Source organism: Pseudomonas macauensis (genome assembly GCF_047902425.1).
Taxonomy (GTDB): domain Bacteria; phylum Pseudomonadota; class Gammaproteobacteria; order Pseudomonadales; family Pseudomonadaceae; genus Pseudomonas.
Map to the genome: position 1 here is coordinate 164,200 of NZ_CP138377.1, position 20,028 is coordinate 184,227.

14 protein-coding genes and 1 pseudogene are annotated in these 20,028 nt (G+C 66.8%); 6 read left to right on the forward strand and 9 right to left on the reverse strand.

Features of this window, described 5'->3' with window-relative positions:
- Positions 1–76 precede the first annotated feature (76 nt).
- Both SD196_RS00750 and SD196_RS00755 read right to left on the reverse strand, forming a co-directional pair.
- Positions 77–1,384, reverse strand: coding sequence for an MFS transporter (locus SD196_RS00750; RefSeq protein WP_416310959.1), 1,308 nt, complete (start codon positions 1,382–1,384; stop codon positions 77–79).
- A gap of 313 nt (positions 1,385–1,697) precedes the next feature.
- Positions 1,698–2,495, reverse strand: a complete 798-nt coding sequence (locus SD196_RS00755) for an AraC family transcriptional regulator (RefSeq protein WP_275612050.1) — start codon at positions 2,493–2,495, stop codon at positions 1,698–1,700.
- Positions 2,496–2,572: 77 nt separating this feature from the next.
- Between SD196_RS00755 and SD196_RS00760 the strand changes: the two genes are divergently transcribed.
- The 4 genes from SD196_RS00760 (at position 2,573) to SD196_RS00775 (ending at position 6,894) form a co-directional block, all read left to right on the forward strand.
- A complete protein-coding gene (locus tag SD196_RS00760) occupies positions 2,573–4,189 on the forward strand; it encodes a gamma-glutamyltransferase family protein (protein WP_416310960.1) in 1,617 nt (538 codons plus the stop codon).
- Positions 4,190–4,661: 472 nt separating this feature from the next.
- Positions 4,662–5,498, forward strand: coding sequence for an outer membrane protein OmpK (locus SD196_RS00765; RefSeq protein WP_275609595.1), 837 nt, complete (start codon positions 4,662–4,664; stop codon positions 5,496–5,498).
- A 140-nt stretch (positions 5,499–5,638) separates the two neighbouring features.
- Entirely contained in the window at positions 5,639–6,307 is a 669-nt protein-coding gene (locus SD196_RS00770; protein ID WP_275609596.1) for a TetR/AcrR family transcriptional regulator, read from the forward strand.
- The gene (locus SD196_RS00775) at positions 6,304–6,894 is read left to right on the forward strand and encodes an IMPACT family protein (RefSeq protein ID WP_416310961.1); all 591 of its coding nucleotides are present in this window, start codon (positions 6,304–6,306) and stop codon (positions 6,892–6,894) included. Before SD196_RS00770 ends, SD196_RS00775 begins: the two co-directional genes overlap by 4 nt.
- Positions 6,895–7,354: 460 nt before the next feature.
- On the opposite strand, the gene SD196_RS00780 is transcribed toward SD196_RS00775, so the two are convergent.
- From SD196_RS00780 to xdhA, 5 genes and pseudogenes are all read right to left on the reverse strand, one after another.
- Positions 7,355–8,092, reverse strand: a complete 738-nt coding sequence (locus tag SD196_RS00780; protein WP_370601726.1) for a methyl-accepting chemotaxis protein — start codon at positions 8,090–8,092, stop codon at positions 7,355–7,357.
- Between the two features lie 177 nt (positions 8,093–8,269).
- Positions 8,270–9,283: pseudogene (locus SD196_RS00785) on the reverse strand (cache domain-containing protein); the annotation flags it as partial.
- Positions 9,284–9,392: 109 nt separating this feature from the next.
- Positions 9,393–10,229, reverse strand: a complete 837-nt coding sequence (gene xdhC / locus SD196_RS00790; RefSeq protein ID WP_416310962.1) for a xanthine dehydrogenase accessory protein XdhC — start codon at positions 10,227–10,229, stop codon at positions 9,393–9,395.
- Positions 10,226–12,757 (reverse strand): xanthine dehydrogenase molybdopterin binding subunit, encoded by a 2,532-nt coding sequence (xdhB, locus tag SD196_RS00795; RefSeq protein WP_416310963.1) that lies wholly within the window; start codon positions 12,755–12,757, stop codon positions 10,226–10,228. Before xdhB ends, xdhC begins: the two co-directional genes overlap by 4 nt.
- Positions 12,750–14,174, reverse strand: coding sequence for a xanthine dehydrogenase small subunit (xdhA, locus tag SD196_RS00800; RefSeq protein ID WP_416310964.1), 1,425 nt, complete (start codon positions 14,172–14,174; stop codon positions 12,750–12,752). Before xdhA ends, xdhB begins: the two co-directional genes overlap by 8 nt.
- Before the next feature lie 433 nt (positions 14,175–14,607).
- Between xdhA and ahpC the strand changes: the two genes are divergently transcribed.
- The gene (gene ahpC, locus SD196_RS00805) at positions 14,608–15,171 is read left to right on the forward strand and encodes an alkyl hydroperoxide reductase subunit C (protein WP_275609602.1); all 564 of its coding nucleotides are present in this window, start codon (positions 14,608–14,610) and stop codon (positions 15,169–15,171) included.
- A 200-nt stretch (positions 15,172–15,371) separates the two neighbouring features.
- On the forward strand, positions 15,372–16,937 hold the full coding sequence (ahpF, locus tag SD196_RS00810; RefSeq protein ID WP_275609603.1) for an alkyl hydroperoxide reductase subunit F: 1,566 nt from the start codon (positions 15,372–15,374) through the stop codon (positions 16,935–16,937).
- Between the two features lie 159 nt (positions 16,938–17,096).
- Here ahpF and cls read toward each other — a convergent pair whose 3' ends face one another.
- Entirely contained in the window at positions 17,097–18,530 is a 1,434-nt protein-coding gene (gene cls / locus SD196_RS00815; protein WP_331315362.1) for a cardiolipin synthase, read from the reverse strand.
- A 42-nt stretch (positions 18,531–18,572) separates the two neighbouring features.
- Positions 18,573–19,970 (reverse strand): amidase, encoded by a 1,398-nt coding sequence (locus SD196_RS00820; RefSeq protein WP_416310965.1) that lies wholly within the window; start codon positions 19,968–19,970, stop codon positions 18,573–18,575.
- Positions 19,971–20,028: the final 58 nt, after the last annotated feature.

The window sequence follows — 20,028 nt, forward strand, 5'->3', positions numbered from 1 at the left end:
AAGGCCCGGCATGAGCCGGGCCTTGTGGATAAAAAGCCCCGGAGAGTGTGCGCCGGGGCCAGGGCAAGTCGCCCAATCAGTCGGTGGTGATCTTCGAGTGCTTCTGGGTGTCCTTCATGGTCGCGTAGACCAGCAGCGAGCAGGCGATGCACGCGGTGACGTACCAGTAGAAGCCGCTCTCCATGCCGATGCTCTTGAACCACAGCGCCACGTACTCGGCGGTGCCGCCGAAGATCGACACGGTCAGCGCGTAGGGCAGGCCCACGCCCAGGGCGCGGATCTCGGTGGGGAACAGCTCGGCTTTGACCACGGCGTTGATCGAGGTGTAGCCGCTGACGATGACCAGCGCGGCCATGATCAGGAAGAACGCGCCCCACCAGGTGGTGACGGTGTGCAGGGTGCTGAGGATCGGGTAGGTGAACACGGTGCCCAGCACGCCGAAGGCGATCAGGATCGGGCGGCGGCCGATCTTGTCCGACAGCGCGCCGACGATGGGCTGCAGCAGCATGAACAGGAACAGGGTGGCCGCCGAGATCATGGTCGAGTCGGTCTTGCTCATGCCCACGGTGTTCACCAGGTACTTCTGCATGTAGGTGGTGTAGGTGTAGAAGGCCAGGGTGCCGCCCATGGTCAGGCCGACCACGGTGAGCACTTCCTTGGGATGGCGCAGCAGGGCGCGGATCAGGCTTTCCTTGGGCTCTTCCTTCTTCTTGGTGAAGGACTCGGTCTCTTCCATGCCGCGGCGCAGGAACATGGCCACGACCGCGCACAGCGCGCCGATGAAGAACGGCACACGCCAGCCCCAGCTTTCCAGCTGCTCGGTGGTCAGGGCCTGCTGCAGCACGATCAGCACTGCCAGGGCGATGAGCTGGCCGGAGATCAGGGTCACGTACTGGAAGCTGGAGAAGAACCCGCGCTGTTCCTTGTTGGCCATCTCGCTCAGGTAGGTGGCCGAGGTGCCGTACTCGCCGCCGACCGACAGGCCCTGCAGCAGGCGCGCGAGCACCAGCAGGATCGGGGCGCCGACGCCGATGGTTTCATAGCTGGGGGTCAGGGCGATGATGAGCGAGCCGAAGCACATCAGCAGGACCGAGGCCAGCAGCGCGGCCTTGCGGCCCTTGCGGTCGGCGTAGATGCCCATCAGCCAGCCGCCGATCGGGCGCATCAGGAAGCCCACGGCGAAGATCGCGGCGGTGTTCAGCAGTTGGGCGGTCATGTCGCCCTGGGGGAAGAATGCCTTGGCGAAGTACAGCGAGAAGGCGGCGTAGACATACCAGTCGTACCACTCGACCAGGTTGCCCACCGAGCCACTGAAGATCGACTTGATGCGCTGGGAAGTCGTACGGGGTGCGGCAGAAGCGGAGACGGCGCTTGCGCTATCCATGGGTATTCCTCTTGTCGTTGTTGTCGTCAGGCGTGCGGACTACGGAACGGCACGCCGGCGCGCCGCGAGGGCGGCGCAGTGAGCAGGGCGATAGCAGGCAGCGTGCCAAGGCGCGAAAGCCCCGTGGCAGAAGGGTTCCGGCGTTTCGAGAAGGTATTTGGGCAGGCGAAGGAATGCCGATGGGCGAGGGTGGTGAGCGGAAATCCGCCGATGTGAGGAGCCGTACGATGGTGTGGAGCGAAGCGATACCCATCATTCCCGGCCGATGGGTATCGCAAGCTCCACCCATCCGACGAAAACGCTGCTGGATGCCCTACCGCTGCCGGAACAGATCCCCCGGCGTGAACCCGAACAATCCCTTGAACGAGGCGATGTACGCCGAGGTGGAGTCATACCCGCAATCCAGCGCCGCGGCGGTGACGCTGTCGCCGGCCTCCAGCGAACCGAGCGAGGCGAGCAGGCGCTGGCGCTGGCGCCAGAGGCGGAAGGTCATCCCGGTCTCGCGCTGGAACAGCCGCGACAGGGTCTTCTCCGAGGTGCCGATGCGCTGCGCCCAGTCGCCCAGGGTCTGGTTGTCGGTCGGATGGTCGATCAGCGCCTGGCACAGCTGCAGCAGGCGGGCTTCCTGCGGCATCGGCAGGGAGAAGGCGACTTCCGGCAGGGTGCGCAGCTGGTCCAGCAGCACCTCCACCAGCCGCGATTCGGGGCTGTCGCCCTGGGGGTAATCCACCGGCAGCTCGCAGAAGCTCTTGATCAGCTCGCGGGCCAGCGGTGTCACCTCCAGCACCCGGCAGCGGTCCGGCGCCCATTCGCAGGCATCGTCGCGGATGTACAGGCTGCGCATCTCGGCCTGGGTCGAGGTCACCACCTCATGGTCGAGATAGGCCGGAATCCAGATCGCCCGCTGCGGTGGCGCGAAGAAGCTGCCCTCGGCGGTATGCACGCCGAGCACGCCGCTGATGGCGTAGGACAGCTGCACCCAGGCGTGATGGTGCTTGCTGGTCCAGGAACCGGCGCGCAGGCGCTCGGCGCGGGCGTAGACCGGCCGGGGCAGGCGTTCGAGCACCGGGATCAGGCGTTGCAGTTCGGGAGCTTGTCCTTTCATCGGTATATCTTGGGTGTATGTCGCTAGCTGACGAAGTCTGGCAGGGCTACCCTGCCGTCTCAAGCCGTATCCGGAGGTCGTCGATGCTCAGCTTTTCCGCCCAGGAGTACCCCTATCCCTCGCAGCGCTCGCTGGTCTTCGGCCGTCGCGGGATGGTCGCCACCTCGCAGCCGCTGGCGGCGCAGGTCGGGCTGGACATGCTCAGGCGCGGCGGCAACGCCATCGACGCGGCCATCGCCACGGCGGCGGCGCTGACGGTGGTCGAGCCCACCGGCTGCGGCATCGGCGGCGACGCCTTTGCCCTGGTCTGGGTGAAGGACCGTCTCTACGGCCTGGATGCCAGCGGCCACGCGCCGCAGAAGCTGAGCATCGAGGCGGTGCAGGCCGCCGGCCATTCGAAGATGCCGCTGTACGGTTGGACCCCGGTGACCGTGCCGGGCTGCCCGGCGGCCTGGGCCGAGCTGTCGCGGCGTTTTGGCCGCCTGCCGTTCGCCGAGCTGCTGGCGCCGGCCATCGAACTGGCGCGCGACGGTTTCCCGGTTTCGCCGGTGATCGCCGGCCTCTGGCAGAGCGGCCTGGACAAGTTCCGCACGGCGCGACCACAACATCCCGAGTTGCAGACCTGGTTCGACGAATTCCTCCTCGACGGCCGTGCCCCCTTCGCCGGCGAACTCTTCGCCAATCCGGCCCAGGCCGACACCTTGCAGGCCCTTGCCGAAAGCCAGTGCGAAAGCTTCTACCGTGGCGAGCTGGCGCGCAGCATCGCCGCTCACGCCGAGCGCAGCGGCGGCTACCTGCGCGCCGATGACCTGGCCGGCTACCGGCCGCAGTGGGTCGAACCGATCTCGCTGAACTACCGCGGCTACGACGTCTGGGAAATCCCGCCCGCCGGCCAGGGCCTGGTGGCGCTGATGGCGCTGAACATCCTCAAGGGCTTCGACTTCGGCGACCGCGACAGCCCGGAAACCTGGCACCGCCAGGTGGAGGCGATGAAGCTCGCCTACGCCGATGGCCGCGCCTACATCGGCCAGCCGGACTGCATGCGCGTCAGCGTGGCCGATCTGCTCAGCGACGACTACGCCGCCAGCCGCCGTGAACTGATCGGCGCGCGGGCGCTGGAGCCGCATCCGGGCAAGCCGAAATCCGGCGGCACCGTGTACCTGGCCTGCGCCGACGGCGAGGGCAACATGGTCTCCTTCATCCAGAGCAACTACCACGGCTTCGGCTCCGGCGTGGTGGTACCCGGCACCGGCATTGCCCTGCAGAACCGGGGCGCCGAGTTCAGCCTTGATGCGCAGCACGTCAACGCCCTGCGCCCCGGGAAGAAGACCTTCCACACCATCATTCCCGGCTTCCTCAGCAAGGACGGCGTGCCGCTCGGCCCGTTCGGCGTGATGGGCGCCTACATGCAGCCGCAAGGGCACGTGCAGATGGTGATGAACCTGGTGGACTTCGGCCTCAACCCCCAGGCCGCACTCGACGCGCCGCGCTGGCAGTGGCTGGGGGACAAGCGCGTGGGCATCGAATACCACGCGCCGCGGAGCCTGGCGGCGGTGCTGACGCGGCGTGGCCACCATGTGGAAGTGGCCCATGACCTGACCACCTATGGGCGCGGCCAGATCGTCCTGCGCGACCCGGTGAGCGGGGTTCTTTGTGGCGGAACCGAGCCGCGCACCGACGCCCATATCGCCGTCTGGTAACACAACCGCCCGGCAGTCCGGCGCAATCTCCAGGTGTGGCGCGTGTCCGCCTCTGGCATCATTCGCGCCCGAAAAAATGCGTGATGTTTCCCTCGGGGCACTGTGTAGATTTCCTACAGAAGAGTTGTATACACAATTTGAATTGATTCGATTCAACACAAATCTGTCATGTATCCAATTTTCTTCCTGGTGATCGCCAAAGTCTGCACCTGAATGGCGCGAGGCTGCCCTGGAATCCGGCAAAGTTGTCTCGTGGGTCAGGAAATTGCCGACCCAGAGCCGGCTTGAGAGTGTCCGCCGTCCCTGTGGGGACCACGCAAAAAGCACGGATCGATCATGGATCCGGCATAAAAACGGAACGCTCGGTCAGGTTTGGCGCCAATCTTGCTTTCCCAGGCCAGACCTGACCGACAGGACAGGTTCCGCTGACAACTAAAAACGTAATTCGACTGCACTGATTTAGGAGCAACGCATGACTCGCACTCTCGCATCCCTGCTGTTTGCCAGCGGGCTGCTGGCGGCCGGCCAAGCCATGGCCGGCGGTGAAGACCTGACTCCGGCTCCGGCCTCCAACGACGGCCCGCTGATCTGGCACAACGAAAGCCTGAGCTACCTGTGGGGCAAGAACTACAAGGTCGATCCGCCGATCCAGCAGACCTTCACCCTCGAGAGTGCGAGCGCCTGGACCTGGGGCGACATCTGGTTCTTCGTCGACCAGATCAACTACAACGGCAAGGAAAGCTCGGTAAACGGCAAGAACAGCTACTACGGCGAGTTCAGCCCGCGCCTGTCGTTCGGCAAGCTCACCGGCACCGACCTGTCCTTCGGCCCGGTCAAGGACGTGCTGCTGGCCAGCACCTACGAGTTCGGTGAAGGCGACGTCGAGTCCTACCTGCTCGGCCCGGGCTTCGACCTGGCCCTGCCCGGCTTCGACTACTTCCAGCTGAACTTCTACTACCGCAAGCCCGACGGCAATCGCGTACCGTCCGGCGCCTGGCAGATCACCCCGGCGTGGGCCATCACCATCCCGGTGGGCAACTCCGACATCCTGTTCGACGGCTTCATGGACTGGGTCGTCAACAACAAGGACGCCAGCTCCAGCGAGCGCGGCCAGAGCGACTACCACGCCAACCTGCACTTCAACCCGCAGATCAAGTACGACCTGGGCAAGGCCATGGGCTACGAGGCCAAGCACCTGTACGTGGGTATCGAGTACGACTACTGGTCCGACAAGTACGGCATCAAGGATTCCCAGTACTTCACCACCGACCAGAACACCATGAGCGCACTGGTCAAGTACCACTTCTGACGGCTCGCCGGGCCCCGCCACGCGGCGGGGTCCGCGGTCCTGTATGGCGCATTGCCACTCATTTTCTCCGGCGAGCGCTTGAATCGCCCGCCCCGCCTGGGTTATCCATGCTGCGCCCCCCGTAGACGTGGATTCGCCCCATGACCCTCCAAGTGCCCGCCCATACCGTGCAGAACGGCGACAAGCCCGCCGGCCGCATTCGCCAGAAGAACGAAGAAGCCATCCTCACGGCTGCCGAGGAGGAGTTCGCCCGTCACGGCTTCAAGGGCACCAGCATGAACACCATCGCCCAGCGCGTCGGCCTGCCCAAGGCCAACCTGCACTACTACTTCAGCAACAAGCTGGGGCTGTACGTGGCGGTGTTGAGCAACATCCTCGACCTGTGGGACAGCACCTTCAACCACCTCACCGTGGACGACGACCCGGCCACCGCGCTGGCTGCCTACATCCGCGCCAAGATGGAATTCTCCCGCCGTTACCCGCAGGCCTCGCGGGTGTTCGCCATGGAAATCATCAGCGGCGGCGAGTGCCTGACCGAGCATTTCAGCCAGGACTACCGCACCTGGTTCGCCGGCCGCGCCGCTGTGTTCCAGGCCTGGATCGCCGCCGGCAAGATGGACCCGGTCGACCCGGTGAACCTGATCTTCCTGATCTGGAGCAGCACCCAGCACTACGCCGATTTCGCCACCCAGATCGCCTTCGTCACCGGCCGCAAGCGCATGTCCAAGCAGGACTTCGGCGAGGCCAGCGACAACCTCATCCGCATCATCCTCAAGGGCTGCGGCCTGACACCGCCGGCGACGGCATGAGTTTCACCCTCGCCGCGCCCGTCCTCTACCAGGAAGAGATTCGCAAGAGCCGCTTCCACTGCGTTGCCGCGCCGATCGCCAGCGAGGCCGAGGCGCTGGCCTTCCTCGCCGCGCACCGCGACGCCAGCGCCGGGCACAACTGCTGGGCCTGGAAGCTGGGCAACCAGTACCGCTTCAGCGATGACGGCGAACCCGGCGGTACGGCCGGACGCCCGATGCTGGTGGCCATCGAGGGGCAGGACATGGACCGCGTGGTGGTCATGGTCAGCCGCTGGTTCGGCGGCATCAAGCTTGGCACCGGCGGCCTGGCCCGCGCCTACGGCGGCTGCGCGGCGAAATGCCTGCAGGACGCACCGCGTGTGGAGCTGGTGCCCAGCAGCCGGCTGGCCTTCGAGTGCAGCTTCGCCGAGCACGCGCTGTTCAAGGCGCGGTTGCTGGCCCTGGGCGCCGCCGTCGAAGACGAGGCCTTTGGCGCCAATGGCGTACAGCTGACGCTGAACCTGCCCACCGTCCAGGTGGACGCCCTGCAGCGACTGCTCAGCGACCTCAGCCGGGGCCGTATCCAGGCGCAATCGCTGGACACCTGAAGCTTCTCCCCAATCGCCGTGGAACCGCCTGTGGATAACCTGTGGTTCGACGCCGCCTGCCCGGATGAATCGTGGTCTTGGGCGAGCTGGTCGATTTTTGATCAAAAGCACAGCCCGGCGTTGGGCATTATTTGAACAAGCTGTGGAAAAGCTGTTGGCAGATTTGCCCGGATTTTCCTGATCCGGCGGCCATCGAATCATTCAGTGAACTTATACAGCTCCCGCAGTGCCTGGGCTCGGGCCTTTCGAGCGAATGTTCAGTGGCGGTGGAGAACCCGGTGTAAAAGCTCTGAACAATTTGTGGGTAATCTGTGCGCTATTCGGGCCCGATCATTGCTCGTCCGGGGCGATGATCAATCAGCAAGGCTCACTGACAAGCAGGTTGCGCGGAACCAGGGGCCCCGCCAGCCTGTGGGTAACTTTGGGGAAAAGACGCCGGCGCGGAGGCCGGCGCCGGGGCTTACAAGCGGAATTGCGCCATCTGCCGCGCCAGGTCGTCGGCCAGGGCGCGCAGCTCGCGGCACTGCTCGCTGCCGTGCTGCACTTCGCGGGTGGTGGCATGGGCCAGGTCGGCGATGCCCTGCACGTTGCGGTTGATCTCCTCGGTCACCGCCGACTGCTCCTCGGTGGCGGTGGCCACCTGGTGGTTGATGTCGCTGATGCGCTCCACCTGGTCGGCGATGGCGCCCAGCGAGGCGCCGGCCTGTTCGCTGGCGGTCAGGCTCTGGCCGGTGGCCTGCTGGCCGGAGTGCATCGAGCGCACGGCAACCTCGGCGCCGTTCTTCAGGCGCTGGATGATGGCGAGGATTTCGTCGGTGGAGCCCTGGGTGCGGCTGGCCAGGGTGCGCACCTCGTCCGCCACCACGGCAAAACCACGGCCCAGCTCGCCGGCCCGCGCCGCCTCGATGGCTGCGTTGAGGGCGAGCAGGTTGGTCTGCTCGGACACGCCACGGATCACCGCCAGCACCTGGTCGATGCTCGCCACCTGGTCGGCCAGCTGGCCCACCGCGCTGGCGGCCTCGCCGATTTCCCCGGACATGCGTTGGCCGAGCTGCAGCGAGCCGTCGACCACCCGCCGCGCCTCGCCGGCCTCGTCCCGCGCCTGCTGCGAGGCACTGGCCGCCTGTTCGGCGTTGCGCGCGATCTCCTGCACGGTGCTGCCCATTTCGTTCACCGCCGTGGCGACCATGTCGGTCATCTCCTGCTGGCGGCCGGCGCGTTCGGCGGTGTTGTCCACCACCCGCGCCACTTCGCCGACCGTCTGCAGCAGCCGCTGGCTGGTGGCGAGCACGGCGCCGATCAGCGCACGCTGGCCTTCGAGGAAGCGGTTGAAGCCGCGCGCCAGGTCGCCCAGCTCGTCGGCGCGACTGTCGTCCAGGCGGCGGGTCAGGTCGCCACCGCCTGCGCCGATGTCCAGCAGCGCGCCGGTGACCTGGCGAATCGGTTTCACCAGGCTGCGCGCCATCAGCACCACCAGCGCCAGGCAGACCAGCGCCACCAGCGCGCCGGCCAGGCCCGAGAAGGCCAGTGCTTCGCGGGCGTCGGCGTAGATTTCCACCTCCGGCACTTCGCTCACCAGGGTCCAGCCGAGGTCGTGCAAGGGCAGGCTGGCAGCCAGGAAGTCCTCGCCGTCGCGCTCGAAACGGGCGCTCTGGAAGCCCTGTTTGCCGAGCAGCGCGGCCGCCGCCCGGGCGCCGAGCAGGTCGTCCAGGGTGCGGCCCTTGGGCAACGACGGGTCGGGGTGGATCTGCACCTGGCCGTCGTTCTTCACCAGGTACACGCGCCCGGACGCTCCGAAGCGGAAGTCGCGGATCAGCGCTGACAGCTCGCGCATCTCCAGGCCCAGCCCGGCGATGCCCAGGAGCTTGCCGCCCTGCTCCACGCGCTGGTCGATGAACAGTGCCAGTTCGCCGGTGCCGCCGTCGACGTCGATGTTCCACATGCGTGGCTTGCCGCTGTCGATGAACTGGAAGTACCAGCTGTCCTTCGGCTCGCTGCGGCTCAAGGTGCGCTCCTTGCCCTTGTCGCTGTAGTAGGCGCCGCTGGCGTTGGAAGTGATCAACGCGGAGAAGGCTTTCTGCGAGGCGCGGATGCCGCCCAGGTAACGGGTGAATTCGGCGAGCCGTTCCGGGCTTTCGCCACCGGCCAGCCAGTCCTGCACCAGGGTGTTCTCGGCGATGCCGGAGGCGGCGGTGATCGGTCCGGTGAGGCGTCGTTCGAAATCGTTGGCGATCGCCTGGATGCTCGCTGGCAGGGCCTGTTCGAGCAGGTAGCGCTCGCTCAGGCGATTGACCAGCACGGCATACAGGCCGAGGACGATGAGCAGGCTGATCAGCAGGGCAGCGCCCATGCTGAGGATGAGTTGGGTCTGGATACTTCGCAGGCGCATATTCTTGTTCTCCTCCGAACGCACGGCGAATCGCCCGCGGCTGGATGCGGGCGAAGAGACGGGGTCAGGAGGTTATCGGCCGGGGGGCGGAAAACTGTTGTCCAGTTGGTCAGCTTTTCGTCGGATCGCTGCACAGCGCCGCCCAGGCCACGCCTTCACGGGTCTGGCGCGGCGGTGCGTCCTGGTGATAGCGGGCGATGACCTGGGCGGCAATGGAGATGGCGACCTCCAGCGGCCGTTTGCCGGGCACCTCGGCCAGCCCGATGGGGCAGTGCAGCTGGGCGATGACCTCCGGCGCATAGCCGCGCTGTTCCAGGCGCATCTGGAAGCGCTGGGCCTTGGTGCGCGAACCGATCATGCCGAGGAAACGGGCGTCACCGCGCTTGAGCACGGCTTCGGCGAGGGCGTAGTCCAGCGGGTGGTTGTGGGTCATGACCAGGAAGTAGCTGCCCGGCGGCGCTTCGCTCACCGCGTCTTCCGGCTCGTCGAGCAGGCGCATGCGTACGCCCTCGGGGACCGTCTGCGGAAACTGGGCCGCGCGGCTGTCGACCCACTCCAGGCGCAGCGGCAGGCCCGCCAGCAGCGGCGCCAGGGCGCGGCCCACGTGGCCGGCGCCGAACAGCAGCACCTGCGGCCCGCGCGCGGCGAAGCACTCGAACAGCAGGCTGGCGCGCCCGCCGCAGCATTGGCCCAGGCGCGGGCCGAGGGGGAAGTGCTCCAGCGCCTGCGCATCGCGGCCGGCCAGCAGGAGCTTGCGCGCGTGCTCGATGGCGGCGAACTCCAGGTGACCGCCGCCGATGGTGTCCACCGTGGTTTCGGCGGTGACCAGCATCTTGCTGCCGGACTCGCGCGGGGTGGAGCCCTGCACGCCGACCACGGTGACCAGCACATAGGGCTCGGCGCTGTCGCGCAGGCGGGCGATGGCGTCCATCCAGGTGGTTGTCATGGCGCGGGTCCTTCGTTCGAGTTCGGTGTGGGTGGGTTTCCCCTCACCCCAACCCTCTCCCGGGGGGAGAGGGGGCTGTCTGCAGCGGGATTCGAGTCTTCCGCTTCGCAGGTGGTTTCCGGCTGCAGCTGTGGCTGCGCCTCACGCCGATCGGTCCCCTCTCCCTCTGGGAGAGGGCTAGGGTGAGGGCGTTCCTGCTCCAAACGGCGCACAGCCTCGCACGCCCACAACACCCGCTCCGGCGTCGCCGGCGTATCCAGGTCCGGGCTCACCCGGTAATCAGCCAGGCTGGCAACGGCATCGCGCAGCGCCGACCACACCGAGATCGCCAGCATGAACGGCGGTTCGCCCACGGCCTTGGACAGGTACACGCTGTCCTCCTCGTTGGGCCGGTCGAACAGCGCCACACGGAAGTCCTCGGGCATGTCGCTCACCGCCGGAATCTTGTAGGTCGCGGGCCCCACCGTGAGCAGCCGGCCCGCATCGTCCCAGCGCAGCTCCTCGGTGGTCAGCCAGCCCATGCCCTGGACGAAGCCGCCCTCGATCTGGCCGATGTCGATGGCCGGGTTCACGCTGCGGCCGACGTCATGCAGGATGTCCACCCGCCGCACGCGGTATTCGCCGGTGAGCGTGTCCACTTCCACCTCGGACACAGCCGCGCCGTAGGCGAAGTAGAAGAACGGATGGCCCTGCCCCTTCTCGCGGTCGTAGAAGATTTTTGGCGTGCGATAGAAACCGGTGGCGGAGAGCTGGATGCGGGCGAAATAGGCCGCCTGGATGACTTCGGCAAAGCCCAGGCGTTGCGTGCCGACGGTCACGCCGCCGTGTTCGAAGCGCACCTCCTGCGGCTTCACCCCGTCGCGCTCGGCGAGGAACTCCGCCAGGCGCTTCTTCAGCGTGCGCGCCGCGTCGCGGGCGGCCATGCCGTTCAGGTCGGTACCGCTGGAAGCGGCGGTGGGCGAGGTGTTGGGCACCTTGTCGGTGCGCGTCGCGGTGATCGCCACGCACTCCAGCGGTACCTGGAATTCCTCGGCGACGATCTGCGCGACCTTGGTGTTCAACCCCTGGCCCATCTCGGTACCGCCGTGGTTCAGCTGGATGCTGCCGTCGGTGTACAGGTGGATCAGCGCGCCGGCCTGGTTCAGGTGCTGGGCGGTGAAGGAAATGCCGAACTTCACCGGGGTCAGCGCCAGGCCCTTCTTCAGCACCGGGCTCTGCGCGTTGAAGGCGTGAATCGCCTCGCGCCGCGCGTGGTAATCGCTGCTCCGTTCCAGGCGCGCGATCAGCTCGCCCAGCAGGTTGTGCTCGACCTTCTGGTGGTAGGGCGTCAGCTCGCGCCCCATGCTCCCGTAGAGATTCAGCTTGCGCACGTCGAGCGGGTCCTTGCCCACCGCGCGGGCGATGTCGTCCATGGCGCGCTCGATGATCATCATCCCCTGCGGCCCGCCGAAGCCCCGGAAGGCGGTGTGCGAGACGATGTTGGTGAAGCTGCGGTAGCCGGAGATGGCCACGTCGGGGATGAAGTAGGCGTTGTCGGCGTGGAACATCGCGCGGTCGACGATGGCGTCGGAGAGGTCCGGCGAGTGGCCGCAGTCGCCCACCACTTCCAGTTGCGCGGCCAGCAGCCGGCCGTCGTCGTCGAAGCCGATGCGGTAGCGGTTGTGGAAGGGGTGGCGCTTACCGGTCAGGCGCATGTCGTCGGCACGCGGCAGGCGCAGTTTCACCGCGCGACCGGTCATGCGTGCGAGCAGCGCGGCGAGGCAGGCGAAGGGCGCGGCCTGGGTCTCCTTGCCGCCGAAGCCGCCGCCCATGCGCCGCACTTCCACCGTGACCTTGGCCAGCGGAATCGCCAGCACCTCGGCCACCAGTTTCTGCACTTCGCTGGGGTGCTGGCTGGAGGTGTGCACCAGCATTCCGCCGTCGTCGGTGGGCAGCGCCATCGAGGCCTGGCCTTCGAGGTAGAAATGCTCCTGCCCGCCGACGAACTGGCGGGCTTCCAGCACGTGCGGCGCAGCGGCCAGCGCGGCCTCGGCATCGCCCCGGCGCATGTGGTGTGGTGGGCGCACGAAGCGTTCCTCCGCCTTGGCCTGGAGCGGGTCGAGCAGGGCACTTCCTTCGGAATATTCGACCGTCGCCAGGCGCACGGCGCGGCGGGCCTGGATCAGGCTTTCGGCGGCCACCGCGAACAGCGCCTGGCCGTGGTATTTCGCGCGGTCCCCGGCCAGCAGCGGGTCGCCGGGGAACACCGGGCCGATGTCGGTGTGGCCGGGTACGTCGTCCAGGGTCAGCACCGCCACCACGCCGGGGGCGGCGCGCACGGCGTCGAGGTCGAGGGAGCGCACGGCGCCACAGGCGATGCCGGTCAGGCCGACGGCGGCGTGGAGCAGCTCGCGGGGTTCCTTCAGGTCGTCCACGTAGCGCGCCGCGCCGCTGACGTGCAGCACCGCGCTGTCGTGTTCGCGGGGCTGTCCCGCGCTGTGTATGGCGCCCGTTACGCCGTTGCTGGCCAGCGGCGGCAGACTACGCATGGCGCACCTCCGCAGGGCTCTGAGTCCATTCCAGTAGTGCGCGCTGCAGGAGGTTCTGCGCCACCTTCAGGCGATAGGCGGCGCTGGCGCGCAGGTCGTCGATGGGCCGGAAGTCCTGTGGGATCGCCGCTTGCGCAGCGGATACGGCAGCGGCGTCGAAGGGTCTGCCGCGCAGCGCCGCTTCGCTTCGTGCACCGCGTAACGGCGTGGCCGCCATGCCGCCGCAGGCCAGGCGCACATCGGTAACGATGCCGGCGTCATCGAAGTCCAGGCGCAGGGCCATGCAGACGGCGGAAATGTCGTCGTCGCGGCGCTTGGAAATCTTGTCGATGCGGAATTTCTGGTGGGCTTTCAGGCGTGGAATCAGCACCGACTCGATGTACTCGCCGGGTTGCAGGATCGTCTTGCGGTAGCCGGTGAAGAAGCCATCGATGGGCACCACGCGCACCGTACCCGCGCGGCGCAGCCGAAGCTTCGCATCCAGCGCCAGCAGCACCGGCGGCATGTCGCCGATGGGAGAGGCGTTGGCGATGTTGCCGCCGAGGGTGCCGCGCTGGCGGATCTGCAGCGAACCCAGGCGCTCCATCAGGGCGGCGACGCCGGGGAACTCGGCGAGGGCTTCGATGCAGTCGGCGTAGGGGCGGGCGGCGCCGATCAGCAGGTGGTCGGCGTGGGTTTCCAGGTGCTGCAGTTCGCCCAGGTTGTCGAGGTGGATCAGCGCCGGGAAGGCCTTCAGGTTCTGCGTGGCTTCCAGCGCCAGGTCGGTGCCGCCGGCGATCAGCCGTGCCTGCGGATGGCGTTGCAGCAGGTCGTCCAGCTCATCCAGCGAGGTGGGTAACCAGGCGTTTTGTTCGCTGTCGTGCAGCGTGCCCGTGGCGGGCAGTTCGCGCAGGCGGGCGAGGGTGAGCGCGGCGTCCCGGGCGAAGCGATCGGTGCACGGCTGCCCGGCGATCTGCGTGGCGGCGTCGAGGATCGGCCGGTAGCCGGTGCAGCGGCACAGGTTGCCGGACAGGGCGGTCAGCGCCGTCTCGCGGTCGTGGGGCGGCGGCGAGTGGTGCCAGGCGAACAGCGACATGACGATCCCCGGCGTACAGAAACCGCATTGCGAGCCGTGGCAGTCCACCATCGCCTGCTGTACCGGGTGCAGCGCGCCTGGCTGGCCGAGGTGCTCGACGGTCAGTACCTGGCGCCCATGCACCGCCCCGAGCAGGGTGATGCAGGCGTTCACCGCGCGGTAGCGCAGCTTCTCGCCGTCGGGCTCGACGAGCACCACCGTGCAGGCACCGCAATCGCCGGAGGCGCAACCTTCCTTGGTGCCAGTGCGGGCCAGGTGGCTGCGCAGGTAGTCGAGCAGGCTGGTTTCCGGCGGCAGTCCGTCGGCCCGGATCAGCTCGTCGCCCAGCAGGAACTGGATCATGGGGATACCTCGTCGTCAGGCGCCGGTGCCCTCAAGGCAAGCATAGGCTCGTGGGGCTTTTTGACCAGACAGCCAGGAATGCCGACGGGGTTTGCGGATGCGTGGGGCGTACAACCGTTCGCAGTTGTACGCCGATACACCGCGTTGCGTCGTCGGCTCCGGCGCGGGCTCGGAGTGCCTTGGGGGCAAGGTCAATCAGCGTATAACGCGGAGCGTTATACGCCCTACGCGGATGCCTTCAGGCGTAGGACGAGGAAGCTGGTTTCGATAGGAAACCTCTTCCTTTTATATATCCATTGATAGAGATGCTCAATTAAATTGATGCCCTAAATCAATGGGCCTTTCTTGTCATCAGGCGATAATCTTCCCCCTGTCGAATTTCAACCGATCGACCCACTCGATTAAACGACAACTCTCTACGAGGAATTGCCTAATGAACCTGATCAACACCCAAGTTCAACCGTTCAAGGTCAACGCTTTCCATAACGGCAAGTTCATCGAAGTCACCGAAGAGTCCCTCAAGGGCCACTGGTCGGTTCTGATCTTCATGCCGGCAGCCTTCACCTTCAACTGCCCGACCGAGATCGAAGACGCGGCCAACAACTACTCCGCTTTCCGTGACGCTGGCACCGAGGTTTACATCGTTACCACCGACACCCACTTCTCCCACAAGGTGTGGCACGAAACCTCCCCGGCCGTGGGCAAGGCTCAGTTCCCGCTGATCGGCGACCCGACCCACCAGCTGACCAACGCTTTCGGCGTGCACATCCCGGAAGAAGGCCTGGCCCTGCGCGGCACCTTCGTGATCAACCCGGAAGGCGTGATCAAGACCGTCGAAATCCACTCCAACGAGATCGCTCGTGACGTCGGCGAAACCCTGCGCAAGCTGAAAGCTGCCCAGTACACCGCCGCTCACCCGGGCGAAGTCTGCCCGGCCAAGTGGAAAGAAGGCGAGAAGACCCTGGCTCCTTCCCTGGACCTGGTCGGCAAGATCTAAAAACGGTCGGGAAGCGGTTGCGCGGCGGCTCCTGCCGCGCAACTTCCGGGCGTCTGCTCACGACGCTTCCCAATCCGTTTTCGCAATACCCCGAGGATGCCTACCGGCATCCTCCCTACCTAAGCCAAAAGCGTGCGTAGGGCGGTCCCGAGGGATGCGCCGGGGAACCCTTTTGCCCAAATTTCAAAGGAAGTCGAATCATGTTGGACGCCACTCTTAAAACTCAGTTGAAGGCCTACCTGGAAAGGGTCACGCAGCCGTTCGAGATCGTTGCGTCCCTGGATGACGGCGAAAAATCCCGCGAACTGAGCGAACTGCTGCACGAAATCGTCGGCCTGACCGACAAGATCACCCTGCGTGAAGATGGCAGCGACGAGCGCAAGCCGTCCTTCGCGCTGAACCGCCCGGGGGCGAACATCGGCCTGGCTTTCGCCGGCATCCCCATGGGCCACGAATTCACCTCCCTGGTGCTGGCGCTGCTGCAGGTCGGCGGCCACCCGTCCAAGCTCGAAGCCGACGTGATCGAGCAGATCAAGGGCATCCAGGGTTCGTTCGAGTTCGAAACCTATTTCTCGCTGTCCTGCCAGAACTGCCCGGACGTGGTGCAGGCGCTGAACCTGATGGCCGTGCTCAACCCGAACATCCGCCACGTCGCCATCGACGGCGCGCTGTTCCAGGAAGAAGTCGAGCGTCGCCAGGTGATGGCTGTGCCGAGCATCTACCTCAACGGCGAAGTGTTCGGCCAGGGCCGCATGGGCGTTGAAGAAATCCTCGCCAAGATCGACACCGGCGCCGCCGCTCGCGAAGCCGAGAAGCTGTCGGCCAAGGAAGAGTTCGACGTGCTGGTCGTCGGCGGTGGCCCGGCTGGCGCCGCTGCTGCCATCTACGCCGCCCGTAAGGGCATCCGCACCGGCGTTGCCGCCGAGCGTTTCGGCGGTCAGGTGCTGGACACCATGGCCATCGAGAACTTCATCTCGGTGACCGAGACCGAAGGCCCGAAACTGGCTCGCCAGCTGGAAGAACACGTCAAGCACTACGACGTGGACATCATGAACCTGCAGCGCGCCAGCGCGCTGATCCCGGCCAAGACCGCTGGTGAGCTGCACGAAGTGCAGTTCGAGGGCGGCGGCAGCCTCAAGGCCAAGTCCGTGATCCTGGCCACCGGCGCCCGCTGGCGCGAAATGGGCGTGCCGGGCGAGAAGGAATACAAGGCCAAGGGCGTGTGCTTCTGCCCGCACTGCGACGGCCCGCTGTTCAAGGGCAAGCGCGTGGCGGTGATCGGCGGCGGTAACTCCGGCGTCGAAGCGGCCATCGACCTGGCCGGTATCGTCAGCCACGTGACCCTGCTGGAGTTCGACAGCAAGCTGCGCGCCGACGCCGTGCTGCAACGCAAGCTGTTCAGCCTGCCGAACGTGGAAGTGATCACCAGCGCGCTGACCAGCGAAGTGAAAGGCGACGGCCAGAAGGTCACCGGCCTGGTCTACAAGGACCGCAACTCGGAAGAGTTCAAGTCCATCGACCTGGAAGGCATCTTCGTGCAGATCGGCCTGCTGCCCAACAGCGAATGGCTCAAGGGCACCCTGGAGCTGACCCCGCGTGGCGAGATCATCGTCGACGCTCGCGGCGAAACCTCGCTGCCGGGCATCTTCGCCGCCGGTGACGTGACCACCGTACCGTACAAGCAGATCGTGATCGCGGTCGGCGAAGGCGCCAAGGCGTCGCTCTCCGCCTTCGACCACCTGATCCGCACCTCCGCGCCGGCCTGATGGTCCAGCGCTAGAAAGACGCCCGGTTCACGAGAGTGAGCCGGGCGTTTTCTTTTGTGCGGGGAAAGCGTTCGCGAGCAAGCTCGCTCCTACAGTGGGAGGCGCGATCTGCTCTTCGTAGGAGCGAGCTTGCTCGCGAACATCGCCTCACCCAAAGCTTCAGAGAATCGGCGACACCAACCGCGCTACTCGCATCCCCAACTGCTGCAACCGGTGCAGGCGCTTGCGGTCGTCCAGGTTCATCTCCACCGATTGTTCGAAGTCCGCCTCCAGCATGCGCTCCACCTCCTGGGCGAATCCTTCGTCGACCGTCACCACCATGATCTCGAAGTTCAGGCGGAACGAACGGTTGTCCAGGTTGGCGCTGCCCACCGCTGCCGTGTCGTGGTCGATCAGCAGCACCTTCTGGTGCAGAAACCCGGGCTGGTAGCGGAAGATGCGCAAACCGGCGCGCACGGCGTCCAGCGCGTACAGGCTGGAGGCGGCGTACACCGTCTTGTGGTCGGGCCGTGACGGCAGCAGGATGCGCACGTCCACCCCGCGCAGCACTGCCAGGCGCAGCGCGGCGGCCACCGCCTCGTCGGGCACGAAGTACGGCGTGGTGATCCAGATGCGTTCCACCGCCGCGTTGATCGCCTCGACGAAGAACAGCGAGCAGGTCTCCTGCGGGTCGGCCGGGCCGCTGGGCACCACCTGGCAGAGCATCCCCGAGTCTTCATAGGCCTTGGGCAGGATCAGCGTCGGCAACGTGTGGCTGGCCCAGTACCAGTCCTCGGCGAAGCACTCCTGCAGGCAGGCTACCGCCGGGCCGCGCAGTTCGATGTGGGTGTCGCGCCAGGGCGACAACGGCGGCTTCTCGCCGAGGTATTCGACGCCGACGTTGTGCCCGCCGACGAAACCGCGCACGCCGTCGACCACCACGATCTTGCGGTGGTTGCGGAAGTTCACCTGGAAGCGGTTGATCATCCCGCTGCCGGTGCTGAACGCATGCACCTGCACCCCGCCATTGCGCAGCTTGTCGATGTAGCGGCCGGGCAGGGCGTGACTGCCGATGCCGTCGTAGAGCAGGAACACATCCACACCGTTGGCCGCGCGCTCCAGCAGCAGTTGCGCCAGGCGCTGGCCGAGAGCGTCGTCGCGGATGATGAAGAACTGCACCAGCACCACCTGCTTCGCCGCGGAGATGGCTTCGAAGATGGCCTCGAACGACGCCTTGCCGTTCACCAGCAGGCGCACATGGTTGTTCGCCAGGGTCGGCATGCGCGCCAGCCCGACCATCGCCTTGAGCCCCTTGTAGCCGTCGTATTGGCGCGCCGCCAGGGCTTCCTCGACCCAGGGCCGCCAGTCCAGCTCGGCGGCGGCCACGTGCATCTCCTCGTTGGCCTGACGGCGCGCGCCGATGTAGGCATCGAAGCGGCTGCGGCCGAACACCAGGTAGGGCACCAGGGTCAGCAGTGGCATGAACACCAGCGAGGTGGCCCAGGCGATGGCGCCCTGGGCCGTGCGCACGGTGAGTACGGCGTGCACCGCGGCGATGACACCCAGTATCTGGACCAGTACCAGCAGGTGGGTGATGTAGGAGGAATACTGCATGGGCGCGCGATCGAATCCTTGTGGTCGGCGTGTGTCCTGAGCTTAGTTGGTGCCCGGCGGCTGCGGCCAATGCGGCAGCGGGCCGCGCCAGCGCTCCCAGGCCTTGCCCAGGCGCAGTACCTCGATATCGGCGAAGCGCGGGCCGACGATCTGCAAGCCTATGGGCATCCCCTCGGCGGTGAAATCGCAGTTGATCGAGAGTGCCGGTTGCTCGGACATGTTCCACGGCACGGTGAAGCCGATGTGCTCGAAGGGTCGCGCCGGGTCGTTGCTGGGCGAGGCGAACTCGGCCGGGAAGGCCGCCACCTGGTTGGTCGGCGAAAGCAGGAAGTCGACGGTGTGGAACTGCTCGGCGGCGCGCCTGCGCATCTCGAAGGTGCAGTTGAAGCCGCGCACCGCTTCGGCGCCGGAGACCGCCGCGCCGCCTTCGGCCCATTGGAAGATGTACGGCAGCACCTTGGCCTGGCGCTCGGCCGGGAGGTTTTCCAGGTCGGCCCACAGGCGGGCGCGCCAGAAGCGGTCCAGCCCTTCCAGCAGCTCGCCATCGAGGATCGGCCGTACCTCGATGATCTCCGCACCGGCCTCGGCGAAGCGTCGTGCGGCGGCTTCCACGGCGGCGCGCACCTCGGGCTCTGGTTGCAGGCCGCAGCCGGGGTCGAGCTGCAGGCCGATGCGCAGGCCGCGCACGTCGGCGGACTGGGCGTGCCAGTCGAGGTCGGCCGGCGGCAGGGCGGTGGCGTCGCGCCAGTCGGGACGGGACAGGTGCTGCATCATCAGCGCCGCATCGTCCAGGGTACGGGTCATCGGCCCGGCGCAGCGTCCGGTGTAGTAAGGATCGATGGGAATGCGCCCGAGGCTCGGTTTGAAGCCGACCAGACCGCACCAGCCGGCGGGCAGGCGCACCGATCCGCCGATGTCGGTGCCGATGTGCAACGGTCCGTAGCCCGCCGCAGCGGCGGAGGCCGCGCCGGCGCTGGAGCCGCCCGGGTTCATGCGCAGGTCCCAGGGGTTGCGCGCCAGCTTGTGGAAGCTGGAAAGCCCGGAGGAGAGCATGCCGTAGTCCGGCACCGTGGTCTTGCCCAGCAGGATGGCGCCGGCTTCGAACATCCGCGCGGCAGGCGGTGCGTCGGCGCTGGCCGGCTGCAGCAGGGTGGCGGCGCTGCCCAGGGGGATCGGGTCGCCGCGGGTGGCGATCAGTTCCTTGATGGTCACCGGCACGCCATCCAGTTCGCCGCAGGGGGCGCAGCGTATCCAGCGCGCCTCGGAGCGCCGCGCCTGTTCCAGCGCGCGCTGCGGGTCGAAGGCGTAGAGCGCGCAGAGCTGTGGCTCCCAGCGCTCGATATGGGCGATCAGGTGGTTGAGGTACTCCACCGGCGAAAGCTGGTGCGAGCGATACAGGGCGAGCAGTTCGACGGCGGACAGGTCGTGCAACGGTGGCATGGCGGTCTCCGGCGGGGGCGTCGTCTCACCCTAGCCGAATCCGCGCCAAGAAGGGATA